The sequence below is a fragment of the Scytonema hofmannii PCC 7110 genome (assembly GCF_000346485.2).
Taxonomy (GTDB): Bacteria; Cyanobacteriota; Cyanobacteriia; order Cyanobacteriales; family Nostocaceae; genus Scytonema; species Scytonema hofmannii.
This window is the reverse complement of record NZ_KQ976354.1, coordinates 7,248,041-7,267,552: the sequence shown is the minus strand read 5'-3', so window position 1 is coordinate 7,267,552 and position 19,512 is coordinate 7,248,041. Positions and strand designations below refer to the sequence as shown.

At 42.0% G+C, this 19,512-nt stretch carries 16 protein-coding genes; 10 read left to right on the top strand and 6 right to left on the bottom strand.

The features are described from left to right. Positions 1-31 precede the first annotated feature (31 nt). A complete protein-coding gene (locus tag WA1_RS57395) occupies positions 32-205 on the bottom strand; it encodes a hypothetical protein (protein ID WP_158516718.1) in 174 nt (57 codons plus the stop codon). A 24-nt stretch (positions 206-229) separates the two neighbouring features. Continuing rightward, positions 230-1,264 carry an oxygen-dependent coproporphyrinogen oxidase gene (gene hemF, locus WA1_RS30410; RefSeq protein WP_026134372.1) on the bottom strand — a complete coding sequence of 345 codons (1,035 nt, stop codon included), beginning with the start codon at positions 1,262-1,264 and terminating at the stop codon, positions 230-232. A 289-nt stretch (positions 1,265-1,553) separates the two neighbouring features. On the opposite strand from hemF, the gene WA1_RS30405 reads away from it, so the two are divergent. After that, positions 1,554-2,057, top strand: a complete 504-nt coding sequence (locus WA1_RS30405; protein WP_017740542.1) for an SRPBCC family protein — start codon at positions 1,554-1,556, stop codon at positions 2,055-2,057. A gap of 198 nt (positions 2,058-2,255) precedes the next feature. On the opposite strand, the gene WA1_RS30400 is transcribed toward WA1_RS30405, so the two are convergent. Further along, positions 2,256-3,644, bottom strand: coding sequence for an RNA-guided endonuclease InsQ/TnpB family protein (locus WA1_RS30400; protein ID WP_026134373.1), 1,389 nt, complete (start codon positions 3,642-3,644; stop codon positions 2,256-2,258). A gap of 58 nt (positions 3,645-3,702) precedes the next feature. On the opposite strand from WA1_RS30400, the gene WA1_RS60420 reads away from it, so the two are divergent. The 6 genes from WA1_RS60420 to WA1_RS30370 all read left to right on the top strand — a co-directional run bounded on the left by WA1_RS60420 (position 3,703) and on the right by WA1_RS30370 (position 9,796). Further along, on the top strand, positions 3,703-3,885 hold the full coding sequence (locus WA1_RS60420; RefSeq protein ID WP_026134374.1) for a hypothetical protein: 183 nt from the start codon (positions 3,703-3,705) through the stop codon (positions 3,883-3,885). Positions 3,886-4,009: 124 nt separating this feature from the next. Further along, a complete protein-coding gene (locus tag WA1_RS30390; protein WP_017740545.1) occupies positions 4,010-5,080 on the top strand; it encodes an Mrp/NBP35 family ATP-binding protein in 1,071 nt (356 codons plus the stop codon). 82 nt (positions 5,081-5,162) lie between these two features. After that, positions 5,163-6,467 carry a rod shape-determining protein RodA gene (rodA, locus tag WA1_RS30385; RefSeq protein ID WP_017740546.1) on the top strand — a complete coding sequence of 435 codons (1,305 nt, stop codon included), beginning with the start codon at positions 5,163-5,165 and terminating at the stop codon, positions 6,465-6,467. A gap of 91 nt (positions 6,468-6,558) precedes the next feature. Beyond that, positions 6,559-6,750, top strand: a complete 192-nt coding sequence (locus WA1_RS30380) for an NAD(P)H dehydrogenase subunit NdhS (protein WP_017740547.1) — start codon at positions 6,559-6,561, stop codon at positions 6,748-6,750. Between the two features lie 98 nt (positions 6,751-6,848). Continuing rightward, on the top strand, positions 6,849-7,505 hold the full coding sequence (locus tag WA1_RS30375; protein ID WP_017740548.1) for a hypothetical protein: 657 nt from the start codon (positions 6,849-6,851) through the stop codon (positions 7,503-7,505). Positions 7,506-7,645: 140 nt separating this feature from the next. Beyond that, complete coding sequence (locus WA1_RS30370; protein WP_017740549.1) at positions 7,646-9,796, top strand: cation:proton antiporter domain-containing protein; 2,151 nt, start codon at positions 7,646-7,648, stop codon at positions 9,794-9,796. 124 nt (positions 9,797-9,920) lie between these two features. Here the strand turns inward: WA1_RS30370 and WA1_RS30365 are convergent, their stop codons facing one another. Continuing rightward, positions 9,921-10,331, bottom strand: a complete 411-nt coding sequence (locus tag WA1_RS30365; RefSeq protein WP_017740550.1) for a Pepco domain-containing protein — start codon at positions 10,329-10,331, stop codon at positions 9,921-9,923. Between the two features lie 388 nt (positions 10,332-10,719). Between WA1_RS30365 and WA1_RS30360 the strand changes: the two genes are divergently transcribed. Next, positions 10,720-12,531, top strand: coding sequence for an SUMF1/EgtB/PvdO family nonheme iron enzyme (locus tag WA1_RS30360; RefSeq protein WP_017740551.1), 1,812 nt, complete (start codon positions 10,720-10,722; stop codon positions 12,529-12,531). Positions 12,532-12,542: 11 nt separating this feature from the next. On the opposite strand, the gene WA1_RS30355 is transcribed toward WA1_RS30360, so the two are convergent. After that, complete coding sequence (locus WA1_RS30355; RefSeq protein WP_017740552.1) at positions 12,543-14,651, bottom strand: WD40 repeat domain-containing protein; 2,109 nt, start codon at positions 14,649-14,651, stop codon at positions 12,543-12,545. A gap of 1,664 nt (positions 14,652-16,315) precedes the next feature. On the opposite strand from WA1_RS30355, the gene WA1_RS30345 reads away from it, so the two are divergent. Both WA1_RS30345 and WA1_RS30340 read left to right on the top strand, forming a co-directional pair. Continuing rightward, positions 16,316-17,248: a UDP-glucuronic acid decarboxylase family protein gene (locus WA1_RS30345; protein ID WP_017740554.1), complete on the top strand. Its 933-nt coding sequence runs from the start codon at positions 16,316-16,318 to the stop codon at positions 17,246-17,248. Between the two features lie 108 nt (positions 17,249-17,356). Further along, entirely contained in the window at positions 17,357-18,748 is a 1,392-nt protein-coding gene (locus WA1_RS30340; protein ID WP_017740555.1) for a UDP-glucose dehydrogenase family protein, read from the top strand. Positions 18,749-19,130: 382 nt separating this feature from the next. On the opposite strand, the gene WA1_RS30335 is transcribed toward WA1_RS30340, so the two are convergent. Beyond that, complete coding sequence (locus WA1_RS30335) at positions 19,131-19,460, bottom strand: DUF433 domain-containing protein (protein WP_017740556.1); 330 nt, start codon at positions 19,458-19,460, stop codon at positions 19,131-19,133. Positions 19,461-19,512: the final 52 nt, after the last annotated feature.

Genomic DNA, 19,512 nt, shown 5'->3' with positions numbered 1-19,512 from the left:
TGCTGTCATTATTTTTGCTAGGTGCTTACCTTTAGTAGTTTAACTCACTTAATTGGGAGTAGGGAGTGGGGATTGGGGGTTGGGGATTTTGGATTTTGGATTTTGGATTTTGGATTTTGGATTTTGGATTTTGGATTGGAGATTGGAGATTGGAGATTGGGGAGTGGCGATTGGGAATGAGTGATTCCCCCTGGCCACTGGTCACTGGTCACTGGTCACTGGTCACTGGTCACTGGTCAAGGTTTGCCCAATCTTGGGGTTTGAGGAAGGTTTCGTACAACTCGGCTTCATGAGAATTGGGTTCGGGTTGATAGCCGTATTCCCACCGCACTAAGGGTGGAAGTGACATCAGGATAGATTCGGTGCGTCCGTTGGTTTGCAGTCCGAAAATTGTGCCTCTGTCGTACACCAAATTGAATTCTACATACCTACCCCGGCGATAGAGTTGAAAATTTCGTTGGCGATCGCTATATTCCATCTTGTGTCGCCGATCCACAATTGGCATATAAGATGGTAGAAAAGCATTACCACAATCTTGTACAAAAGCAAACAGTTGTTCCCAACTGCGTGGAGCCAATTCTCCGATTCCCTTGCTGTAAACAGCCGCTGCACTATCTTGATGGGGTCCGTGATACAAAGCCCCTTGTCCATCTTGGTAATCAAAAAATAATCCGCCAACGCCCCGCGTCTCTTGACGGTGTTTTAAGTAGAAATATTCATCACACCAGCGCTTAAACACCGGATAATACTCTGGGCGATTGGCATCGCAAGCCTGCTTCAGTGTTTTGTGAAAATGAGATGCATCTTCAGCAAAAGGATAGTATGGTGTGAGATCTGCTCCACCTCCAAACCACCAAACCGGTCCTGCTTCAAAGTAGCGATAATTTAAATGGACTGTTGGCACATAAGGATTGCGGGGATGTAACACCATTGAGGTACCTGTGGCATAAAAACCATGCCCTGCCGCTTCTGGACGTTGAGTTATGATAGAAGGCGGCAATTGAGAACCCCAAACTTCCGAAAAATTGACACCACCTTGTTCAAATATTGCGCCCTCACGCATGACACGAGAGCGTCCGCCACCTCCTTCTGGGCGTTCCCAGGAGTCCTCATGAAATTGTCCCATGCCATCGAGTTCTGCCAACGTTTGAGAAATTTGGTCTTGCAACTGTTTCATGAACTGACTGACTCTGGTTTTAGCGTCAGTTGGCAGGGTTTGTGTGGGTTCTGCTAGCAAAGTTGGGATTTGGGCGTTGGTCAACATAAACTCTATACAAGTGTTTGGCATGACTACAGTTTAGTTATTTTCTCTCAAATGCGTGTTTGCTTGTATGTTTGTTTATTTTTCTCAACTTACTTTGTGGGTGCGTAAAGTTTAAGTATTGTTTCAACAATTCGGCAAACCCCTTTGTCTTTCATACTTCATCCTTCAGATGACTTGCTATGTATGGGGAAATTTTGAGAAAGTTGAATGCGAAGTTTAACGACAGAACAGATGTTCACTGTGTCAAAGTTACCAGTTGTAGCGTGCAGCGAGGAGGAGGAATAGGAAGATGCTAAGTTGTTTATCCAAATTCGTCCATCGCAAACGTCGTCTGTTTTGCGCTTCTCTGGTACGAACGTATCGGGAGATTAGTTCTGCTTCTGTAGATGAATTATGGCAAAAAGTCGTCGATATAGCAGATGTTTCCTGGCATCCACTGCTTAAAAGTACTAACGTACCCTATGGATTAGTTCCTAAACCAGGGTTAATTTATCAAGCAGTTACGCGCTTATCTCCCATTCCCATCCGGATTTTTGTTGAAAGTGTTAACCCCAGAGAATTATTGAGTATACGAGTGTTAGCCATTCCTGGAGTTGAGGAACGGCTTACTTACAAAGTTGAGTCCACAGTCTGTGGTACTTGTTTATCTTACTCTGTGACATTGCGTGGTTGGCTATCACCTCTAATTTGGTCATTTTCCCGTCCTTACGCAGATCGTGTCGCTAGAGCTTTAGTTGAGGCGGCTGAGGTTTCAGGGCAACGAAAATCTATCAAGGATAGTTGTTTTGGTTAGTGGTTAGTTGTTAGTGGTTAGTTGTTAGTGGTTAGTTATTATCAGTCACTAATCACTGTTCACTGGTCACTGCCTAGTGGTATAAAAATACTAACAACCAACAACCAACAACCAACCACTAATCACCAACTACTATCTACTCCCCAATAAAGTTAAGATTTCAATTGACTTCTCCATCGGTTTAAAACACGAGGGATTCTAAATGGATCTTCGTCCGTGCTCTGAAGAGACACTTCGTAACGTTGTACGAAATGAATTCTTGAGATCGCGGAACAAATCATACCGATGTGGCGTAGTCAAGCACGCCCTACCCACCTTGACTAGGACAAGTCCTAGCTGTGTGGCTACTTTAGCCATTATGTTGGCTGCACCGTTGCAGTCACCATTGATTAAAAAACCTTTCTTGGTTTTGTAAAGACCACGCTCAATTCTCTCACCTGATGCCTTCCATCCGTCGGGTTTTTCACCGTATTTAGGTAAGAAGTCATCATCAAGAAATGACGCTTTTGAAGTATATGCTTCCTCAGTAACAGTTAAAACAATTCCGTATTCAGGACAAAGTTGTTTAAGGCGTTCAATTAACCTACCTGTTGGAATGGGTACAAAATTTTGGTTTCCACATTTGTTCATGTTAGAACCATTCTTTTGTCCCTCATTCCAGCCAATAATCAGATTTCCAACACCATCAGCAAGGCATCGATTAATAATGAATCGGGCAGCTTTGTTAATGGCATCTCGCATCTGGTTGTTGCGTTGGCGTTGCACTCTATCAAGGTTAGAGTCCCAGTAAAAATCTGACTTACCCTGCTTGTATTTGGCAACAAGACGACAATAACCTTGATTCATTGATTTTAGTTTTTTACCATCAATGATTAAGCTTTTACCAAGAGTTGAAACACCTGTTAACCAATTAGTTCCACCATGGTCAAACGACCAAGCGCTATTGTAATCAAGGTTCGGATTAATCTCAATTGGCAGCTTACCGTCATCTATCACCCAATCTATCCACAAGATCCCATAATACGGACGAATTGTCACTTCCTTCACCCAATCCGAATCAATAAATTCTGGTAAGGGTAAAGCAATTTCACTGAGCAGATGTGGCTTAATTTCTCTACTAATTGACGGATAAAAACAACCATCTTTGTAGATTAATGCTTGATGTGGAAAAGTTACTGCCGCCAGTCCACCACTTTTTCTATATTTTGGCAAAGATGGTTTATCAACCTCTCCCTTGTAATATGCATTAACTAATCCGTTGTAACTAGTAATTGACTCTCCTACAGTTTTCAATGTTTGCTGTGCTGACTGAGCAGCAAGAGCTTTGTAGTGTGGATTGTCCTTAAGAACTTTATCCAGTTCAGGGTAAGTTGTAAAGCATTTATAAGTCTTCCAACCGTGGCGTAATTCATCCCCACGCCAATAAGTTGTCAACGCATTACCTGACTCTTCGAGCCTTGCATAATGAGTTTGACGAACATGGTAAATCGCACAGTTAATCAAACTGTTAGAGTGTTCGCATTGATTTAGCCAAAATGCTTCTTCAATGTCTGTAAATCTTGCTTTAACTGAAATTGTTCGGTACAGTTGACTCACCTCCTATTGCTTTGCTATCATGTTCTTAGCTTACACGTCATTGCTAAATATGTCAAGTAAAAAAGGTATAAAAGGGCAAAAAAATATACCAATACTTTATGACGAAGTGAAAGAACGTCACACAGTGGTTCTAACTCCAACAGCGTGGACAAAATTAAAGTCTATGGCTGATGCAAGAGGTATTAGTATTAGTGAAGTAATTGAGGACTGGGTAAGAGAGACATCGGACTAAAGTCCTCCCTTGTCGGACTTCATCCCCTCGTTAAAACTGAGGGGTTCTCGTCCTCCCGTATTATTTTGATAGATTACGAATAAGTTTTTGTAAAGAATTGTTCGGTATTAAGGCAAAAAAAACTATGTATGATGTGCTCGATTCTCATTCAGTTTTAGAAGTATTGCGCCCGGTACAAGATCCAGAACTCCGCAAAAGTCTGGTTGAACTGAATATGATTCGCAATATCAAAATTGATGGTGGTCAGGTGAGCTTTACTTTGGTACTGACAACTCCTGCATGTCCTTTACGTGAATTTATTGTTGAAGATTGTCAAAAAGCTGTTAAGCAGTTACCAGGCGTGACAAATGTTTCTGTAGAAGTGACAGCAGAAACACCTCAACAAAAAAGTTTACCGGACCGCAACGGGATTTCCGGTGTAAAAAATATTGTTGCGGTTTCTAGTGGTAAAGGTGGAGTCGGTAAAAGTACAGTTGCCGTTAACGTAGCAGTTGCGCTAGCACAAACAGGAGCAAAAGTTGGTTTGCTTGATGCCGATATCTACGGTCCTAACGATCCCACGATGCTAGGGCTTGCTGATGCTGAGATGGTTGTAAAGTCAACACCCAAAGGCGAAATTCTAGAACCTGCTTTCAATCATGGTGTCAAACTCGTCTCCATGGGATTTCTGATTGACCGAGATCAGCCTGTCATTTGGCGCGGACCGATGCTGAATGGAGTGATTCGCCAGTTTCTCTACCAAGTTCAGTGGGAAGAGTTAGACTATTTGATTGTGGATATGCCTCCCGGAACGGGGGATGCTCAGCTAACATTAGCACAGGCAGTTCCAATGGCAGGAGCAGTTATTGTCACTACCCCACAAACTGTGGCACTGTTGGATGCTCGCAAAGGTTTGCGGATGTTCCAGCAAATGAACGTGCCAATTTTGGGAATAGTAGAAAATATGAGCTACTTTATTCCACCAGATATGCCAGATAAACAGTATGACATTTTTGGTTCCGGAGGTGGTTCTAAAACCGCAAGTGAATTGGGCGTACCATTACTAGGATGCGTACCTATGGAAATTTCTACCAGAATTGGTGGCGATAGTGGTGTTCCCATCGTTGTTTCCGACCCAGACTCAGCTAGCGCTAAAGCTTTGAAAGCGATCGCACTTGCTATTGCAGGCAAAGTATCAGTTGCTGCTTTGACCTAGAATTCTCAAAATTTTGTCTGGTTGAAGCAACAGAAACACTGAATACCTATTTCAGATATTTAATGAATTTAAAAATCCCATTATGTTGTTAAAACGTTCGCTTCCCAGAGTTCGCTGGAAGTATTGGTTTAAACCTTGGCAGCAAGTAGATTTGTTGTTATTTATATTACCAGTCGCGCTTACCGTATTTGGCGGTGTCATGATCCGCAGTACAGAATTGAACCAGGGTCTTACGGACTGGTGGTGGCATTGGCTTATGGGTGGTATTGGTCTCATCCTAGCCATTTTCATTTCCAGATGCCGTTACGAGAACTTGATTCAGTGGCATTGGATAACATACGCCATAACGAACGCAAGCTTAATTGCGGTCATGTTGATTGGTCACAGTGCTAAAGGCGCACAAAGATGGATTAGCGTTGCAGGTTTTAACGTACAACCTTCAGAATTCGCCAAAATAGGTTTAATCATTACCTTGGCAGTGATGTTACACAAACGCACTGCTTCCAATTTAGATAATGTTACTAGAGCTTTGGGAATTACCGCAGTGCCTTGGGCATTGGTGTTTTTGCAGCCAGATTTGGCAACATCACTCGTATTTGGTGCGATCGTATTGGGGATGTTGTATTGGGCAAACGCTAACCCAGGTTGGTTAATACTGCTAGTTTCTCCTATTTTTGCAGCTATTTTCTTCGGCATACACTGGCCTTTCTCCATTGCGTTATTTGGTGACTTCACTTTGACCCCCTTGGGATTGCTGTGGTCATTTGCCATGGGATTGCTAGGCTTTTTAACTCTTCCTTGGCGTCGATACGGGCTTAACGGTATCGGTGCTTTATCCCTTAATCTTTTGGGTGGGGAATTGGGCGTATTCGCGTGGAATCACGTACTAAAAGAGTATCAAAAAGATAGATTAACAGTATTTGTCAACCCCGAACACGATCCTTTAGGCGCAGGATATCACCTCATCCAATCCCGTATTGCTATTGGTGCAGGCGAATGGTGGGGATGGGGTCTTTTTAAAGGTCCCATGACTCAGTTAAATTTCGTTCCCGAACAGCATACAGACTTTATTTTCTCGGCGGTAGGTGAGGAATTTGGTTTTATTGGCTGTTTGGTCATTCTATTTGCCTTTTGTTTGGTGTGTCAGCGCCTGCTACATATTGCCCAAACTTCTAAAGATAACTTTGGTTCGTTGCTAGCTATAGGCGTTTTATCCATGATTGTGTTCCAAATGGTTGTGAATATTGGCATGACTGTTGGTTTAGCACCAGTTGCGGGAATACCCCTCCCTTGGATGAGTTATGGACGTTCTGCCATGCTGAAAAACTTTATTGCTTTAGGACTTGTCGAGTCGGTAGCAAATTTCCGCCAACGACAAAAGTATTAAGTGACCAGTGACCAGTGACCAGTGACCAGTGACCAATGACCAAGAACTCGTAGTAAGCTAGAGATAGGAGCAAGCAAGGGTTAAAACGACAATGATTCTACCTGGAGCAACTATTCGTGTCAAGAATCCCGCAGATACTTACTATCGTTATGAAGGTCTCGTGCAACGGGTGAGCGATGGAAAAGTAGCGGTTCTATTTGAAGGTGGTAATTGGGATAAATTAGTTACATTCCGCCTCTCAGAGTTAGAACTCTTAGAAACAACAGCACGGAAAAAGAAATAGTTATTGGTCATTAGTCATTTGTCATTCGTCCTTTGTAAGAAAATAAGTGACTAATGACCAATGACCAATGACCAATGACTAATGACTAATGACTAATTATGCGCCTTCCCCTACCACAGTTTGATAGAAGCAATCGTCATCCTAACCATATTGCTGAGGTGATCGAAACTGCAACTTGCGAGTTTTTAGCCCAGTGTTTGGAACCAGAGGATTTAAGCTTTCCCTCAATGCCTCCTTTTGGTAGCTGGGTTCGTTCTCTGGATGAAGAGTCCGGGAATCAAATTTATGCAATTGTCTATCATGTGACAACTATGCCCATAGATTCGGTGCATCGGGCGATGGCTTTGGGTTTGTCACTACAGGACTTGAGGGAAGAGCAACCTCAAATTTTTGCTATGCTCAAAACCGAGTTTCGATCTGCAATTGTTGGGTTTGAACAACCTGGAAATGATACGTTTGTTAACGGTAGAATTTATCAATATCTACCGCCTCGTCCACCACAAATTCATCAAGCAGTTTACCGCTGTGAGCCAGAAACAATAATTAAATTCACAGAAGAACTAGATTTTTTACAGACATTGCTTTCTATCAGTGGTGCTCCAGTAGAATCTTTAACTGCAGCAGCTATTAGAGATGTCTATCAGCTACGCAAAGCCGACAGACAATGGCTTGTAAAAGCGGGACGTACTCTCAGTGTACTGCTTAAAGAAGATTACGATCGCCTGCGATTTATCTTAAGCCAAATCCACCCATAGGTAGTTAGTTCTAAGATAGTCGTTTGGGTAGTGTAAAGAAAATTTTTATTTTTTTCAGGGTAAATTTGCACTTTGTTAAGTTTTAATAATTAAGAGACCTTCAATCGAAGCCCCACTATCGCCATTTCTGCGTCCTACCTATGGAACTCATGTCACAAGTTCTTGCTTTGGAACCATCTGTCCAAGTTCTTAGCAAGGAACCTATTGTTCCCATTGCTATTCTGTTGGTAGTCATTTTAGTTGTACCAATCCTGTTTGAACGGCTGCGATTGCCAGGATTAGTAGGGTTGCTTCTTGCAGGGTTAGTCCTTGGATCGAATGGCTTCGATGTCTTGAGTAAAGATTCTGTCCTCGTAAATTTACTGTCGGACATTGGGTTAGTTTACCTAATGTTTGTGGCTGGGTTACAAGTAGATATACAACAATTTTGTCGTGTAAAAAATCGTTCGTTTGGATTTGGATTTTTTACATTTATAGTTCCTTTATTAGTAGGAACTGCTATAGGGCGGATTTTTAACTTTGACTGGAATGCTGCTATTTTGATTGGCTCTTTATTGGCTTCCCACACTCTGGTTGCATATCCCATGATTGCTCGCTTGGGTGTTGTCAATAATGAAGCTGTGGCTGTTACTATCGGAGCCACTATTCTGACTGATATTGGTGCTTTGGTTATATTGGCGATTAGCTTAGTCGTTCATAAATCTGAACAATTTAGCTACAATGCACTGGTTGGATTAATTAGTTCTTTAATTGTCTACTCAATTGTAGTTTTAGTAGGCTTTGATTGGGTAGGTAAAGAATTTTTTCGCCGTTCGGGAGACGAAGAAGGAAATCAATTTTTATTTGTGCTTCTTTCTGTATTTGTGACTTCCGTAGGAGCACAAATCATTGGAATAGACAAGATTTTTGGAGCTTTTTTAGCTGGTTTGGCTGTTAATGAAACAGTAGGAGAAGGGCCAGCTAAAGATAAAGTATTATTCGTTGGCAATGTATTTTTTATTCCTATCTTCTTTGTTAATCTCGGTTTGCTGATGGATTTACCTTCTTTGGCAACCACTTTTAAGACTTTATTATTAACGGTTCTAATTGTTGTTGGTTTAATTACAAGTAAATTTATCGCGGCTTTTTTAGCAAAGGTCACTTACCGCTACACTTGGCAGGAAGTGTTCGCAATGTGGTCACTGTCAATACCGCAAGTGGGTACGACTTTAGCAGCAGGGTTGGTTGGGTATCAAGCTAAATTGCTAAATATTCAAACTCTAAACAGTATTATTATTTTAATGCTGGTGACTTCAATATTGGGACCGTTGATAACGAGTCGAGCCGCTGTAGGGTTAACTTCTCCACCGTGTAAAGAGCACCAAGCCATAGCGCCTCCTTATCAAAAGCCAGAGGAACGGGACAACCAGTACACTATCATAGTCCCCGTGTATAATCCCCAAACACAGCAACATCTCATTGAGATGGCTGGATTGTTAGCACGACAGACAAATGGTAGAATTATTCCCCTAGCGATCGCAACTGCTTTTGCCCATATGGATTCACCTCAGTTGGAAGCCTCTGTTGAACGGAGTCAACGCTTGCTAGCAAAAGCAACAGCACTGAGTAAAGTTTTGGGTGTAGAAGCTCAGCCGTTGATGCGAATAGATGATGCGTTTGCTCAAGGAATTAGTCGGGCTTCTCGAGAACAAAAGGCAAGTTTGATTGTCATGGGTTGGGGTAAACGGACTGGGTTAAAAGCACGTTTATTTGGTAATGTGATAGATAACGTTCTGTGGTCTTCTCATTGCCCGGTAGCTGTAACTCGTTTGGTGGATTCACCGAGTAAAATTCAACGGATTTTGGTTCCATTAGAAAATTTGACGTCACCTTCATTGCAATCTGTACAATTTGCTCAAATTTTAGCAGAAGCCAATCAGGCACAAGTGACACTGCTAAATGTCTGCGAACGTCGTACCAGTTCAAATAAAATTGCTTGGCGGCGATCGCAACTCTCGCTCACTGTATCTAAACTTGGGACACCAAATCCACCAGAAATTCAGATTATAGCTCATGAGAATACTGCCCAAGCAATTTTGCAGGCAGCAAGATTATTTGATTTAGTCGTATTGCCTTTTATCCGCAATCGTACTAGCCCCGATAGGTTAGCAATTAGTGATGTCACGACTCAACTGGCAAATCAACTCACCTGTTCCATCGTGATGCTAGGAGAACCCCAACGCATTCAAACAGCAGTTGTACCTGCTGGTGTTCCGACAACCACAGCAGCCATGTCTGAAGGGATTGTATAATCAGTGACCAGCGATCAGTGATTAGCAATCAAAGCCTGATAATGGCGCGACTTTTCAGCTACTTTTTCTCTGAGAACAGCTTTCGCGTGCTTTACGCGAATTCCTACCCAGATCAAAGTGACAATTATCTGCGCTTGAACTTAAATTTCATCGTACCTTTGCCCCCTGCTTGACCACCAAATCCAAGCAGGCTGATTTTTCCTTCGCCGTTAATTTCTACAGATAACTCGACTTCATCTAGCTGCATTTTTGAACTCGGCTGTTCCGCTTCATCAAGCATTTCTCTCATTGCTTGCAAAAATCCCTTCATTTCCTGCTTGAGTTTATTTACTTCTACTCTGCGTCTAGTAATTACTATTTCATCTTTTTTTCTAGTAACAACTATTTCTTCATTAGTTTCAGTACTGAGTAGTCCTCCTGTATCTTCACTACTTCTTTCACCTGTAATAGTTGTAATTTCACGGCTAGTTTCAGTTTCAGATGTTTCTTCGGTAAGAATCCAGATTGTGTCTGGACTAGAAATTTCTTCTGACATATAATTAATAGTTTAAACTGCTCTTGATTTTACTGACTTTTTCATCAAAGCTTCCAGTTCCGCTATTCTTGCCTCCAACTCCTCTCCCCTTTGGCTTAGCAGTAAATTTTAAACACATCCCAGGTAGTGTGCCAAAGCACCAACTACTACCTTAGTCTTAAATGTACCAGTTTGCTCAATGTAAATTTTGATCTGCTCAAAAAGTACTGAGGAACCCTAATAACAATTTGAGGTCTTAACCATAATAGGTAACTTTTTGACTTTAATATTAGATATTACTACTGTATGACAGAGCATTACTACTAGCAGAATGTATGTAAACTTTTAATGGGGAAAGCGCTGGCAAATTAGAAAACAAAAGTTATGACTTTCAAATGCAAGCACAGAAATGGCTAGAAATTGGGCGATCGCTATTGGAATTAATCAATACAACAACCTTCAGCGGCTAAACTACGCCAAACTAGATGCTGAGGCAATGTGTGATTGGTTTCGAGAGGAAGCACGGTTTGACAGAGTGTTTTTGTTTACAGAGGACTCACAAGCAATTCCGGGTTCTGCACCCATTCCCACTTACCCTACCTACGGTAACTTGTGGCGATTCTTACGGGCAAACTTTGAAAGACCACTATTGGCAGCAGCTGATAACCTTTGGTTTTTCTTTGCCGGACACGGTTGTCGTGAAAGCGATCGCGACTATCTTATGCTTTTGGATAGCGATCCAGGAGATGTAGAACATACGGCAATTCCTGTTGATTTCGTTACCCAAAGACTACGTCGCAGTGGGGCAGATAATGTAGTGTTGTTTTTGGATGCCTGCCGAGATCAAGGAAGTAAGGGAGGAGAAGGTATTGGCAGAGAACATCAGGGAGTCGTTACCTTTTACTCTTGTGGTTCCGGTCAAAAATCTTATGAAATTGAGCACTTGCGGCACGGCTCATTCACTCAAGGGTTGTTAGAGGGGTTGAGGATAACCGGCGAAGGGAATTGCGCTACAGTCGAAAGGCTGGATCGATATTTACAGTCGAGAGTTCCAACAATCAACCAACAGCATCGCAAACCTCAACAAAATCCTTATGCTACAGCCGAACCTGCCGTAAAGCTACACCTAATTTTGTTACCCGATCAAGCCACTCTTCATGATATCGCCACGATGAAACTTGACGCTTATCAAGCAGAAGTTCAGGAAGATTGGGAATTAGCTAGACAGCTATGGATTCGAGTGAATGTGGCTGCTAGAGGTTCAGATATGCAGGCAATTGAGGCATTCTCCAGAATTGACCAGCGACAAAGACAGTCTCCAATTCCTGAACCTGTACGTTTGCCAAACGGAGGGAGGTCAGGTGGTTCTCAATCTGCACCTACCCAGGAAAATAAACTACAGGTTTTTCAGTTTGACGTAGTGACTGTTAATACTAGTGGTCGCGAAGTTAAGCGAGAAATAGGTCAAGCCAAATATTTTACTGAAGACCTAGGAAATGGTATCACCTTGGAAATGCTTGCTATCCCTGAAGGTCATTTTACTATGGGTGCTTCAACAGATGAGAAAGGTAGTAAGGACGATGAACGTCCTCAACATAAAGTCACTGTTCAACTCTTCTTTATAGGCAAATACCTTGTTAGCCAAGAACAGTACAAACAGGTGATGGATAACAATCCATCCGGCTTCAGGGGAGCAAAACATCCTGTAGAACGAGTGTCCTGGAAAAATGCAGTAGAATTTTGCAAAAGGCTGAGCCAAAAGACAGGACGCACTTATAGATTACCGAGTGAGGCAGAATGGGAATATGTTTGTAGGGCAGGAACGAAGACACCATTTCACTTTGGTCAGACAATTACGGATCAGTTTGCTAATTATGATGCAAAGAACACCTTTGCTAATGAAGCCAAAGGGGAGTATCGAGAACAAACCACGCCAGTAGGAAACTTTCAACCCAATGCTTTTGGCTTATACGATATGCATGGCAATGTATGGGAATGGTGTGGTGATGAGTGGCATGAAAACTACAAAGGTTCACCCACAGACGGAAGCGCGTGGATAGGGAATGAATACGATCATCAACCCCGAGTGCTGCGCGGTGGTTCGTGGAACAACCTTCCTGAAAACTGCCGTTCTGCCGACCGCCTTAGGAGCCTCCCAGACTGTAAGTACAATGACCTCGGTTTTCGGGTGGTGTGTGATGTTGCGCTGAAGACTCTTTAGCTCTTGGTACTTTACTTTTGCTGCCACACCACGATCGTGCCATCTCCGTAACTACTCACTAAAACTTGTCCATTTCCACTGAAATTAAGCGAAATAACCCTATTTAAGGGGTTTTTGGAGAGATAAATCTCGCTGCCAGTTTTCAGATCCCAAAGTTTGATAGCATATCCACTATACCCGGTGTTCTCAGTAAACGCCAGAGTTTGTCCGTTGGGGCTAAAAGCTAAGCAACTTCCCCAACCATTATGGTAACGATTAATAGTGCGTATTTGTTCTCCAGAACTAACTTGCCATAAAGTGATGTTTTCGATTCCTGCGATCGCTAAAATTTTGCCATCTGGGCTAAACAGTACTGGATCGGGATCTTCAGAGTCGGTATCGCCTTCAAGGTCTTCAGTATTGATAGTACGAATCAACCTGCCAGTTGCAATATTCCAGATTGCAAACTTAGACATACTATAGCGAGTAGCTACGAGGCGCTTGTCTGGACTGAAGATAATTTGGTTTGGGTATCCGTAGTCATCACTTAAGTTACCAGTCAGCGTACAAATAATTTGACCAGTACGAACTTGCAAAACTTTAATCTGCAACTTCCTAGATCTTTCAATAACTGCTAATAGATCCCCATATTGATTGACAGTTCTTGAACCCCAATTTGCTTGAACATTATACTGTATCGATTGAATTTCCCTACCTGTCGCAACTTCCCATATAACAATTTTTGATGGGGTAATATGAGGACCACAACTGTCATGAACACCAACTAAAAACTTGCCATCTTGACTAAAAGCAAGTTTTCCAATGATGACAACTCTTCTCCAAACTGCAAATCTATGAGATTCATATTTGAGGTAACGGAGGAAAGAGCCACTTTGTATGTTCCAGAGTTTAATCATGTCATTGGAGTCATCAATACTGGCAATCATCTTTCCGTCAGGACTAACAGCTATTTGGTCACGATCCACGAGACCAGAGGAGCAGACTCTACGATCTGATACTGGATGACCAGGAAACGTTTTAAGTTTTTTCCCACTTTTCACATCCCATAGGAGAATTCCACCATTATTGTCGCCAAGTCCACTTGCCAAAGTTTGCCTATCAGGACTAAACGCAAGGGTTTTGACAGGCTCATTGAAAGCATTATCGATAAAAGTCTGAATTTTTTTAGCTGTTAGTGGTTGTAACCATCCCTTTTTTATCTGCCATAGCGTTATTGTGCCAGTTGAGTCACCACTGGCTAAAAATTGATCGTCAGGGCTGAAAGCAAGGGATACAATTTTGTCTAAACCTGCGAAGTTTTTCCTTCTGAATCCTTGAAACCTGCAAATTTCTTTACCCGTAGCTGTCTCTGACAAAACAATAACTCTTCTCCAAGTATCGCCACAATTACTTGCTAAAATACGACCATCTGAGCTAAAAGCAAGGGTACCACGGTACTTAGTTTCTCCTGTTACACCTGGCAGTGGAATACTACAAAGCTCTGTCCCCGTTTCGACCTCCCATAACTTTATTGTCTCTTCGCCACGTCTGTTAGGACTAACATCACCATAATCCCAGAACCAGATCAAGCTAGCAAAGATTTTGCCATCCGGGCTAAACTGGTTGACATAAATATCCCTTACTTTGTTCTCAAGGAAGAAAGTATAAATTTCCGTTCCAGTTGATGTTTCCCAAAGCTTTATGATGCCGGCATCATGATCGGTTGAGACTGCTATTTGCAAATCTGGACTAACAGCAACATTGTGCCACTGGAAACGTTTAAAAGGTGACTTTAGTGCTTTTACGTTAACTACTTTGCCCAATGCCAAATCCCAAACAAAGCCCTTCCAGGTTAACGCTTTGCCGTTTGGGCTAAAAAATAAGGGTTGGTAATTCATAAAATCAAGCCCTTCGTTCCCCCCAGCAAGGTCTTGAAGGTCTACCCACTTAGCAGCATAAAGTTGTTTTCCACTCGCAACATCCCACAGTTTGACACTTTCAACCGATCTACCATAGTAGCTGGCTAATATTTTTCCATCAGGACTAAAGGCAATTTGATCTACATCGTGGGAAGTGGCGGGTAAATATTCCCAAGTTTGATCGCTATTTTCAGAACGAGGCGGCTCTGCATTTGAGACCATGAGTAGAACTTCTCCTCACTGCTGAGAGATACTAATATTCATTACTTTACTCCCTTGAGCTAAGAACTCAATTGTGGGTTCGCGCATTTATATGTACTCTCACCTGTTGAAATGGCTGAAACTCTTGCCTACGGGAAGTTTTACGTTATAGACGCTGTCTACAACGTAAATATTAAAGTATTTTTTAAGTAAGAAAGCCCTAGTAGTTACTTGCTGTACTTGTTCTGGAGTCAGAGTTTTAATGTTTTCTTTCCCAGATTTTAGTTTCAATCTAGCTTTTCGCGCTTTGTTTACTCTTACCAATCCCATGTAGAAATGGCTTATAAGTACGGTGGTCTTTTACGTATTTGTAAATCTGCAGTTCTACTACGTTTCCGAGACACATCTGATACTCATAAAAAACGTAGACTGCTGACAAAATCGTATTAACTGTTTTCTGAGAGCGCTTTGGTTGTTGAAGCGCGATCAACTCTACTGCACCAACAGGTCTTCTTAACCATGCTACAAATCTTTGTAAATCTCCAAATTTTACCTCAGTCCACTAAGCAACCTCGATCATCTAGAAACTCCCAATAGAGCTTCAGGTGATGGGTTGGATGGGTAGATAGTTGTTATCCAGTATCATCCAACTTTTAAAACCTGTCGAGGGTAAGATTGCCATTTCGACTTTCCGCCGTGTATTTTACATAGCTTCAATACTAATACTACATAAATACTACATAAAGTATGAAAGCGCAAGTACGCGCTTTACGTCGAATACATTAAATAATGGAAATTGCCAAGTACGTATAAATGTACGAAACCACACAATCACCTACGTATTAGATGTTGTAAGCGAAATATAACTTAATACCTATAGCCATGATTGTTCCGTAGGTTGGGTTGACGCAAGGAAACCTAACATCTTCAAAAAACACAACCTCAATAGGCAATACCTTGGTTGTAGGTGTGAGTTATATGGGTGGATCGCACTTGGAGTCAGCATTACACGGTTACCTAACCATCCAAACACCAAATAAAATGTGTATCCAGGTATCGCTATGGTGCTTCCATGTTGATTGAGGGAAGATTATGAGAATCATCTCTCTAAGTTCGTTTAAAGGAGGGTAACGAAAACCACTTCGCTATCTGCCTTGCTTCGCTGTTTTCTGAGGATGGCGCAACTCTGGTTATGGTGGGACTGTGCCGACAAAGGAAAATTGTACGCTAAGGAAAAATTAAAAACACAAAATTCCTGATTTGGTACGTTCTCACCATAATTGGTTACTAGAGCGCCCGTACAGTAATACCAAAAATCCGGTTTCTTTAAGTTGAGCCTACGAGATATCAAGCTTTGCAAGGGAGAGAAACCGGGTTTTTTGCCCCTTTTTTGACTACTGCACCAGCGCTCTAGATGATTGTTAAAAAACTTAATTTTCTTAAAGATTTCGTAAAGTCTCAGTTGAAAACTAACAACAGGCAGAGAATGTCTGTTATTTTTTTTATGATTTGTGAAGAATCGTGAGTACCAAGATTGCAAAGCAAAATCCAGGGGTAACTAGCTAAATCTATCCGTAAATCTCTAACAAAATATATTTATTCTGCTGTATTTTTGTTTAAAGCCTGGGTAATCTAAGTACAAGCGCAAGCGAAGAAAGCAAACATTTGTTAGTAACTGGGAAACTATGAGAATTTTGGTAACGGGCGGTGCTGGATTTATTGGCTCCCATCTCATCGATCGGCTAATAACCGATGGACATGAAGTCATTTGCTTAGACAATTTTTATACAGGACACAAACGCAACATTTTAAAGTGGCTGGATCACCCATATTTTGAGATGATCCGTCATGATATTACCGAGCCAATTAGATTGGAAGTCGATCAAATCTACCATCTGGCTTGTCCTGCTTCCCCAGTACATTACCAGTACAATCCCGTAAAAACAGTGAAAACTAACGTCATGGGTACGTTGAATATGCTGGGATTGGCTAAGCGCGTTAAAGCAAGATTTTTGTTAGCTTCAACGAGTGAAGTATACGGCGATCCAAACGTTCATCCCCAAAATGAAGAGTACTGGGGTAACGTGAATCCTATTGGAATTCGCTCTTGCTATGACGAAGGAAAGCGCATTGCTGAAACTCTGACTTTTGATTATTACAGACAAAGTAAAGTTGATGTCCGAGTGGCAAGAATATTTAACACCTACGGACCTCGAATGCTGGAAAACGACGGTCGGGTAGTTAGCAACTTTGTGGTTCAAGCGTTGCGGGGTACTCCTCTGACTGTTTATGGAGAGGGTTCGCAAACCCGCAGTTTTTGCTATGTATCCGACTTGGTAGACGGTCTAATGCGTCTGATGAATAACGAATACGTCGGTCCGGTAAATTTAGGAAATCCTGATGAGTATACAATTTTACAGTTAGCACAAGCAGTGCAAAACCTGGTTAATCCTGACGCAGAAATTCAGTTTGAGCCATTACCTTCAGACGATCCACGTCGTCGCCGCCCTGATATTACAAGAGCAAAAACTTGGTTAAATTGGGAACCTAGCGTTCCTTTGCAAGAGGGTTTAAAACTGACTATAGAAGATTTTCGCGAGCGGATCAAAAATGGTTAATAGCCAATAGTCAGAATACTCTTGGCTTTGGGAACTATAAACTATAGCTCTTTGCTCTTACTGAAAGTTTTTTCAAACAACCATCCCATAAAACGAGGAATAGAACGAATGCGTGTTTGTGTTATAGGTACTGGTTACGTTGGTTTGGTGACAGGTGCGTGCTTAGCTCACATTGGTCATGATGTTATTTGTGTAGACAATAACGAAGAAAAAGTTAAAATCATGAAGTCCGGGCAATCACCAATATTTGAGCCTGGACTATCAGAAATTATGCAATCTGCGATTAATGCAGAAAAAATTGAATTTACAACAGATTTGGCTGCGGGCGTTGCTCACGGGGAAATTCTGTTTATTGCAGTCGGAACACCACCTCTACCAACTGGTGAGAGCGATACTCGCTACGTTGAAGCTGTTGCTCGTGGTATTGGTGCTCACTTAGATGGTGGTTATAAGGTCATTGTTAACAAGTCCACAGTGCCTATTGGTTCTGGAGACTGGGTGCGGATGATTGTTTTGGATGGCATTGCCGAACGTCAAAAAACACTTGTGACTGCAGGTGGGGCTTCAGAATTAGAGAAATTACCTGAGATTACAGCTGAGTTTGATGTCGTTAGTAACCCAGAATTTCTACGGGAAGGTTCGGCAGTCTATGATACTTTTAATCCAGACCGTATTGTGTTGGGAGGCAACAGTGCTAGAGCGATCGCTTTGATGAAGCAACTCTATGCTCCCATTGTTGAGCGTAAGTTTGCTGAAAATCAATCTCTACCTCCAGTACCAGTATTGGCAACAGATTTGAGTTCGGCAGAAATGATTAAATATGCCGCTAACGCTTTCTTAGCAACCAAGATTAGTTTTATTAACGAAGTTGCTAACATTTGCGATCGCGTTGGTGCTGACGTGACTCAAGTGGCTAAGGGTATCGGTTTAGACTCCCGTATCGGTAACAAATTCTTGAATGCTGGTATTGGTTGGGGTGGTTCTTGTTTCCCCAAAGACGTTGCAGCGCTCATTCATACTGCTGATGACTACGGTTATGAAGCTCAGTTAATGAAAGCAGCTGTGAGCGTTAACGAACGTCAGCGTTTAATTGCAATTGAAAAACTGCAGCAAGCCCTGAAAATCCTCAAGGGTAAATCTGTTGGATTATTGGGTTTAACCTTTAAGCCGGATACAGATGATATGCGTGATGCGCCCGCCCTCAATATTATTGAGCAGTTGAACCGCTTGGGAGCAAAAGTTAAAGCATATGACCCCATTGTTTCCCAAACAGGTATGCGTCATGGTTTGACTGGCGTGTTGGTGGAAACTGATGCGGAAAGACTGGCTGATGGTTGTGATGCATTGGTGTTGGTTACTGAATGGGAACAATTCAAGAACTTAGATTACGCCAAAATGGCTCAACTGATGAGTCATCCAGTGATGATTGATGGTCGTAACTATCTCGATCCCGAAACAATGATTCGGGCTGGGTTCCAATATATTGGTGTTGGTCGGTAGATGCTTGGATTTTGGATTTTGGATTTTAGATTTTGGATTTTGGATTAGAGCCAAGATCTAGGTATAAACAAGTTCAAAATGGTTAACAAACTGATGTTCTAGCTTTAGTTTTACTTCACCCTAGCCCTCCCCTTTATAAGGGGCTACGGTGTACACACAAGTCGAGTTAGGAATCAAATGGACGGAAAAGAACGGAAAATGATTTTTTGAAATCCTTGATTTTCCGTTTAACCTCTATCATTAAGCTGGCACTATTGAGAATCAGCAGGCTGAACTCAAAACCTTACCTACTAAGGCTTTTATCTTACCAGGCAAGGATTTTAGGACTTCTGTGTACACCGTAGTTTATAAGGGGAGGGAATCGAAAATCCAAATTACTTCCTCATTTTACTATGGAGATTGACTCATCTTGGGCAATCTCTCGATCAATCTGCTCGCGATTTTGCTCATAATAATCCCAAGCCGCATCCAGATCGGCAGCAGTCAAGCCAGGATAGTTTGCCAATAATTCCTCGTCCGGCGCACCCTGTTGACGATATGCTACCAAAGTCAATACCGGAATTCGCGTATTCCGAATCCGCGCCTGCCCGGAGCAAACTCCCGGTGTAATCTGAATCGGATTTTGCAACATCTGCACATAGGTCAAAGCCTGGTCAACTAGCTCCTCTGGCAGGGCTACAATTGCTTCGAGCAGTTGAGTCCTTTTACTCATGACAACAACAAAATTTTTTTCCTTTATTTTATCCTAATACATATGAGCTATC

Excerpts from the sequence above, each read along its gene's own strand:
- hemF (WP_026134372.1), bottom strand. The coding sequence starts at position 1,264 with ATGTTGACCAACGCCCAAATCCCAACTTTGCTAGCAGAACCCACACAA.
- WA1_RS30405 (WP_017740542.1), top strand. The coding sequence starts at position 1,554 with ATGCTAAGTTGTTTATCCAAATTCGTCCATCGCAAACGTCGTCTGTTT.
- WA1_RS60420 (WP_026134374.1), top strand. The coding sequence starts at position 3,703 with ATGTCAAGTAAAAAAGGTATAAAAGGGCAAAAAAATATACCAATACTT.
- WA1_RS30390 (WP_017740545.1), top strand. The coding sequence starts at position 4,010 with ATGTATGATGTGCTCGATTCTCATTCAGTTTTAGAAGTATTGCGCCCG.
- rodA (WP_017740546.1), top strand. The coding sequence starts at position 5,163 with ATGTTGTTAAAACGTTCGCTTCCCAGAGTTCGCTGGAAGTATTGGTTT.
- WA1_RS30380 (WP_017740547.1), top strand. The coding sequence starts at position 6,559 with ATGATTCTACCTGGAGCAACTATTCGTGTCAAGAATCCCGCAGATACT.
- WA1_RS30375 (WP_017740548.1), top strand. The coding sequence starts at position 6,849 with ATGCGCCTTCCCCTACCACAGTTTGATAGAAGCAATCGTCATCCTAAC.
- WA1_RS30370 (WP_017740549.1), top strand. The coding sequence starts at position 7,646 with ATGGAACTCATGTCACAAGTTCTTGCTTTGGAACCATCTGTCCAAGTT.
- WA1_RS30365 (WP_017740550.1), bottom strand. The coding sequence starts at position 10,331 with ATGTCAGAAGAAATTTCTAGTCCAGACACAATCTGGATTCTTACCGAA.
- WA1_RS30360 (WP_017740551.1), top strand. The coding sequence starts at position 10,720 with ATGGCTAGAAATTGGGCGATCGCTATTGGAATTAATCAATACAACAAC.
- WA1_RS30355 (WP_017740552.1), bottom strand. The coding sequence starts at position 14,651 with ATGGTCTCAAATGCAGAGCCGCCTCGTTCTGAAAATAGCGATCAAACT.
- WA1_RS30345 (WP_017740554.1), top strand. The coding sequence starts at position 16,316 with ATGAGAATTTTGGTAACGGGCGGTGCTGGATTTATTGGCTCCCATCTC.
- WA1_RS30340 (WP_017740555.1), top strand. The coding sequence starts at position 17,357 with ATGCGTGTTTGTGTTATAGGTACTGGTTACGTTGGTTTGGTGACAGGT.
- WA1_RS30335 (WP_017740556.1), bottom strand. The coding sequence starts at position 19,460 with ATGAGTAAAAGGACTCAACTGCTCGAAGCAATTGTAGCCCTGCCAGAG.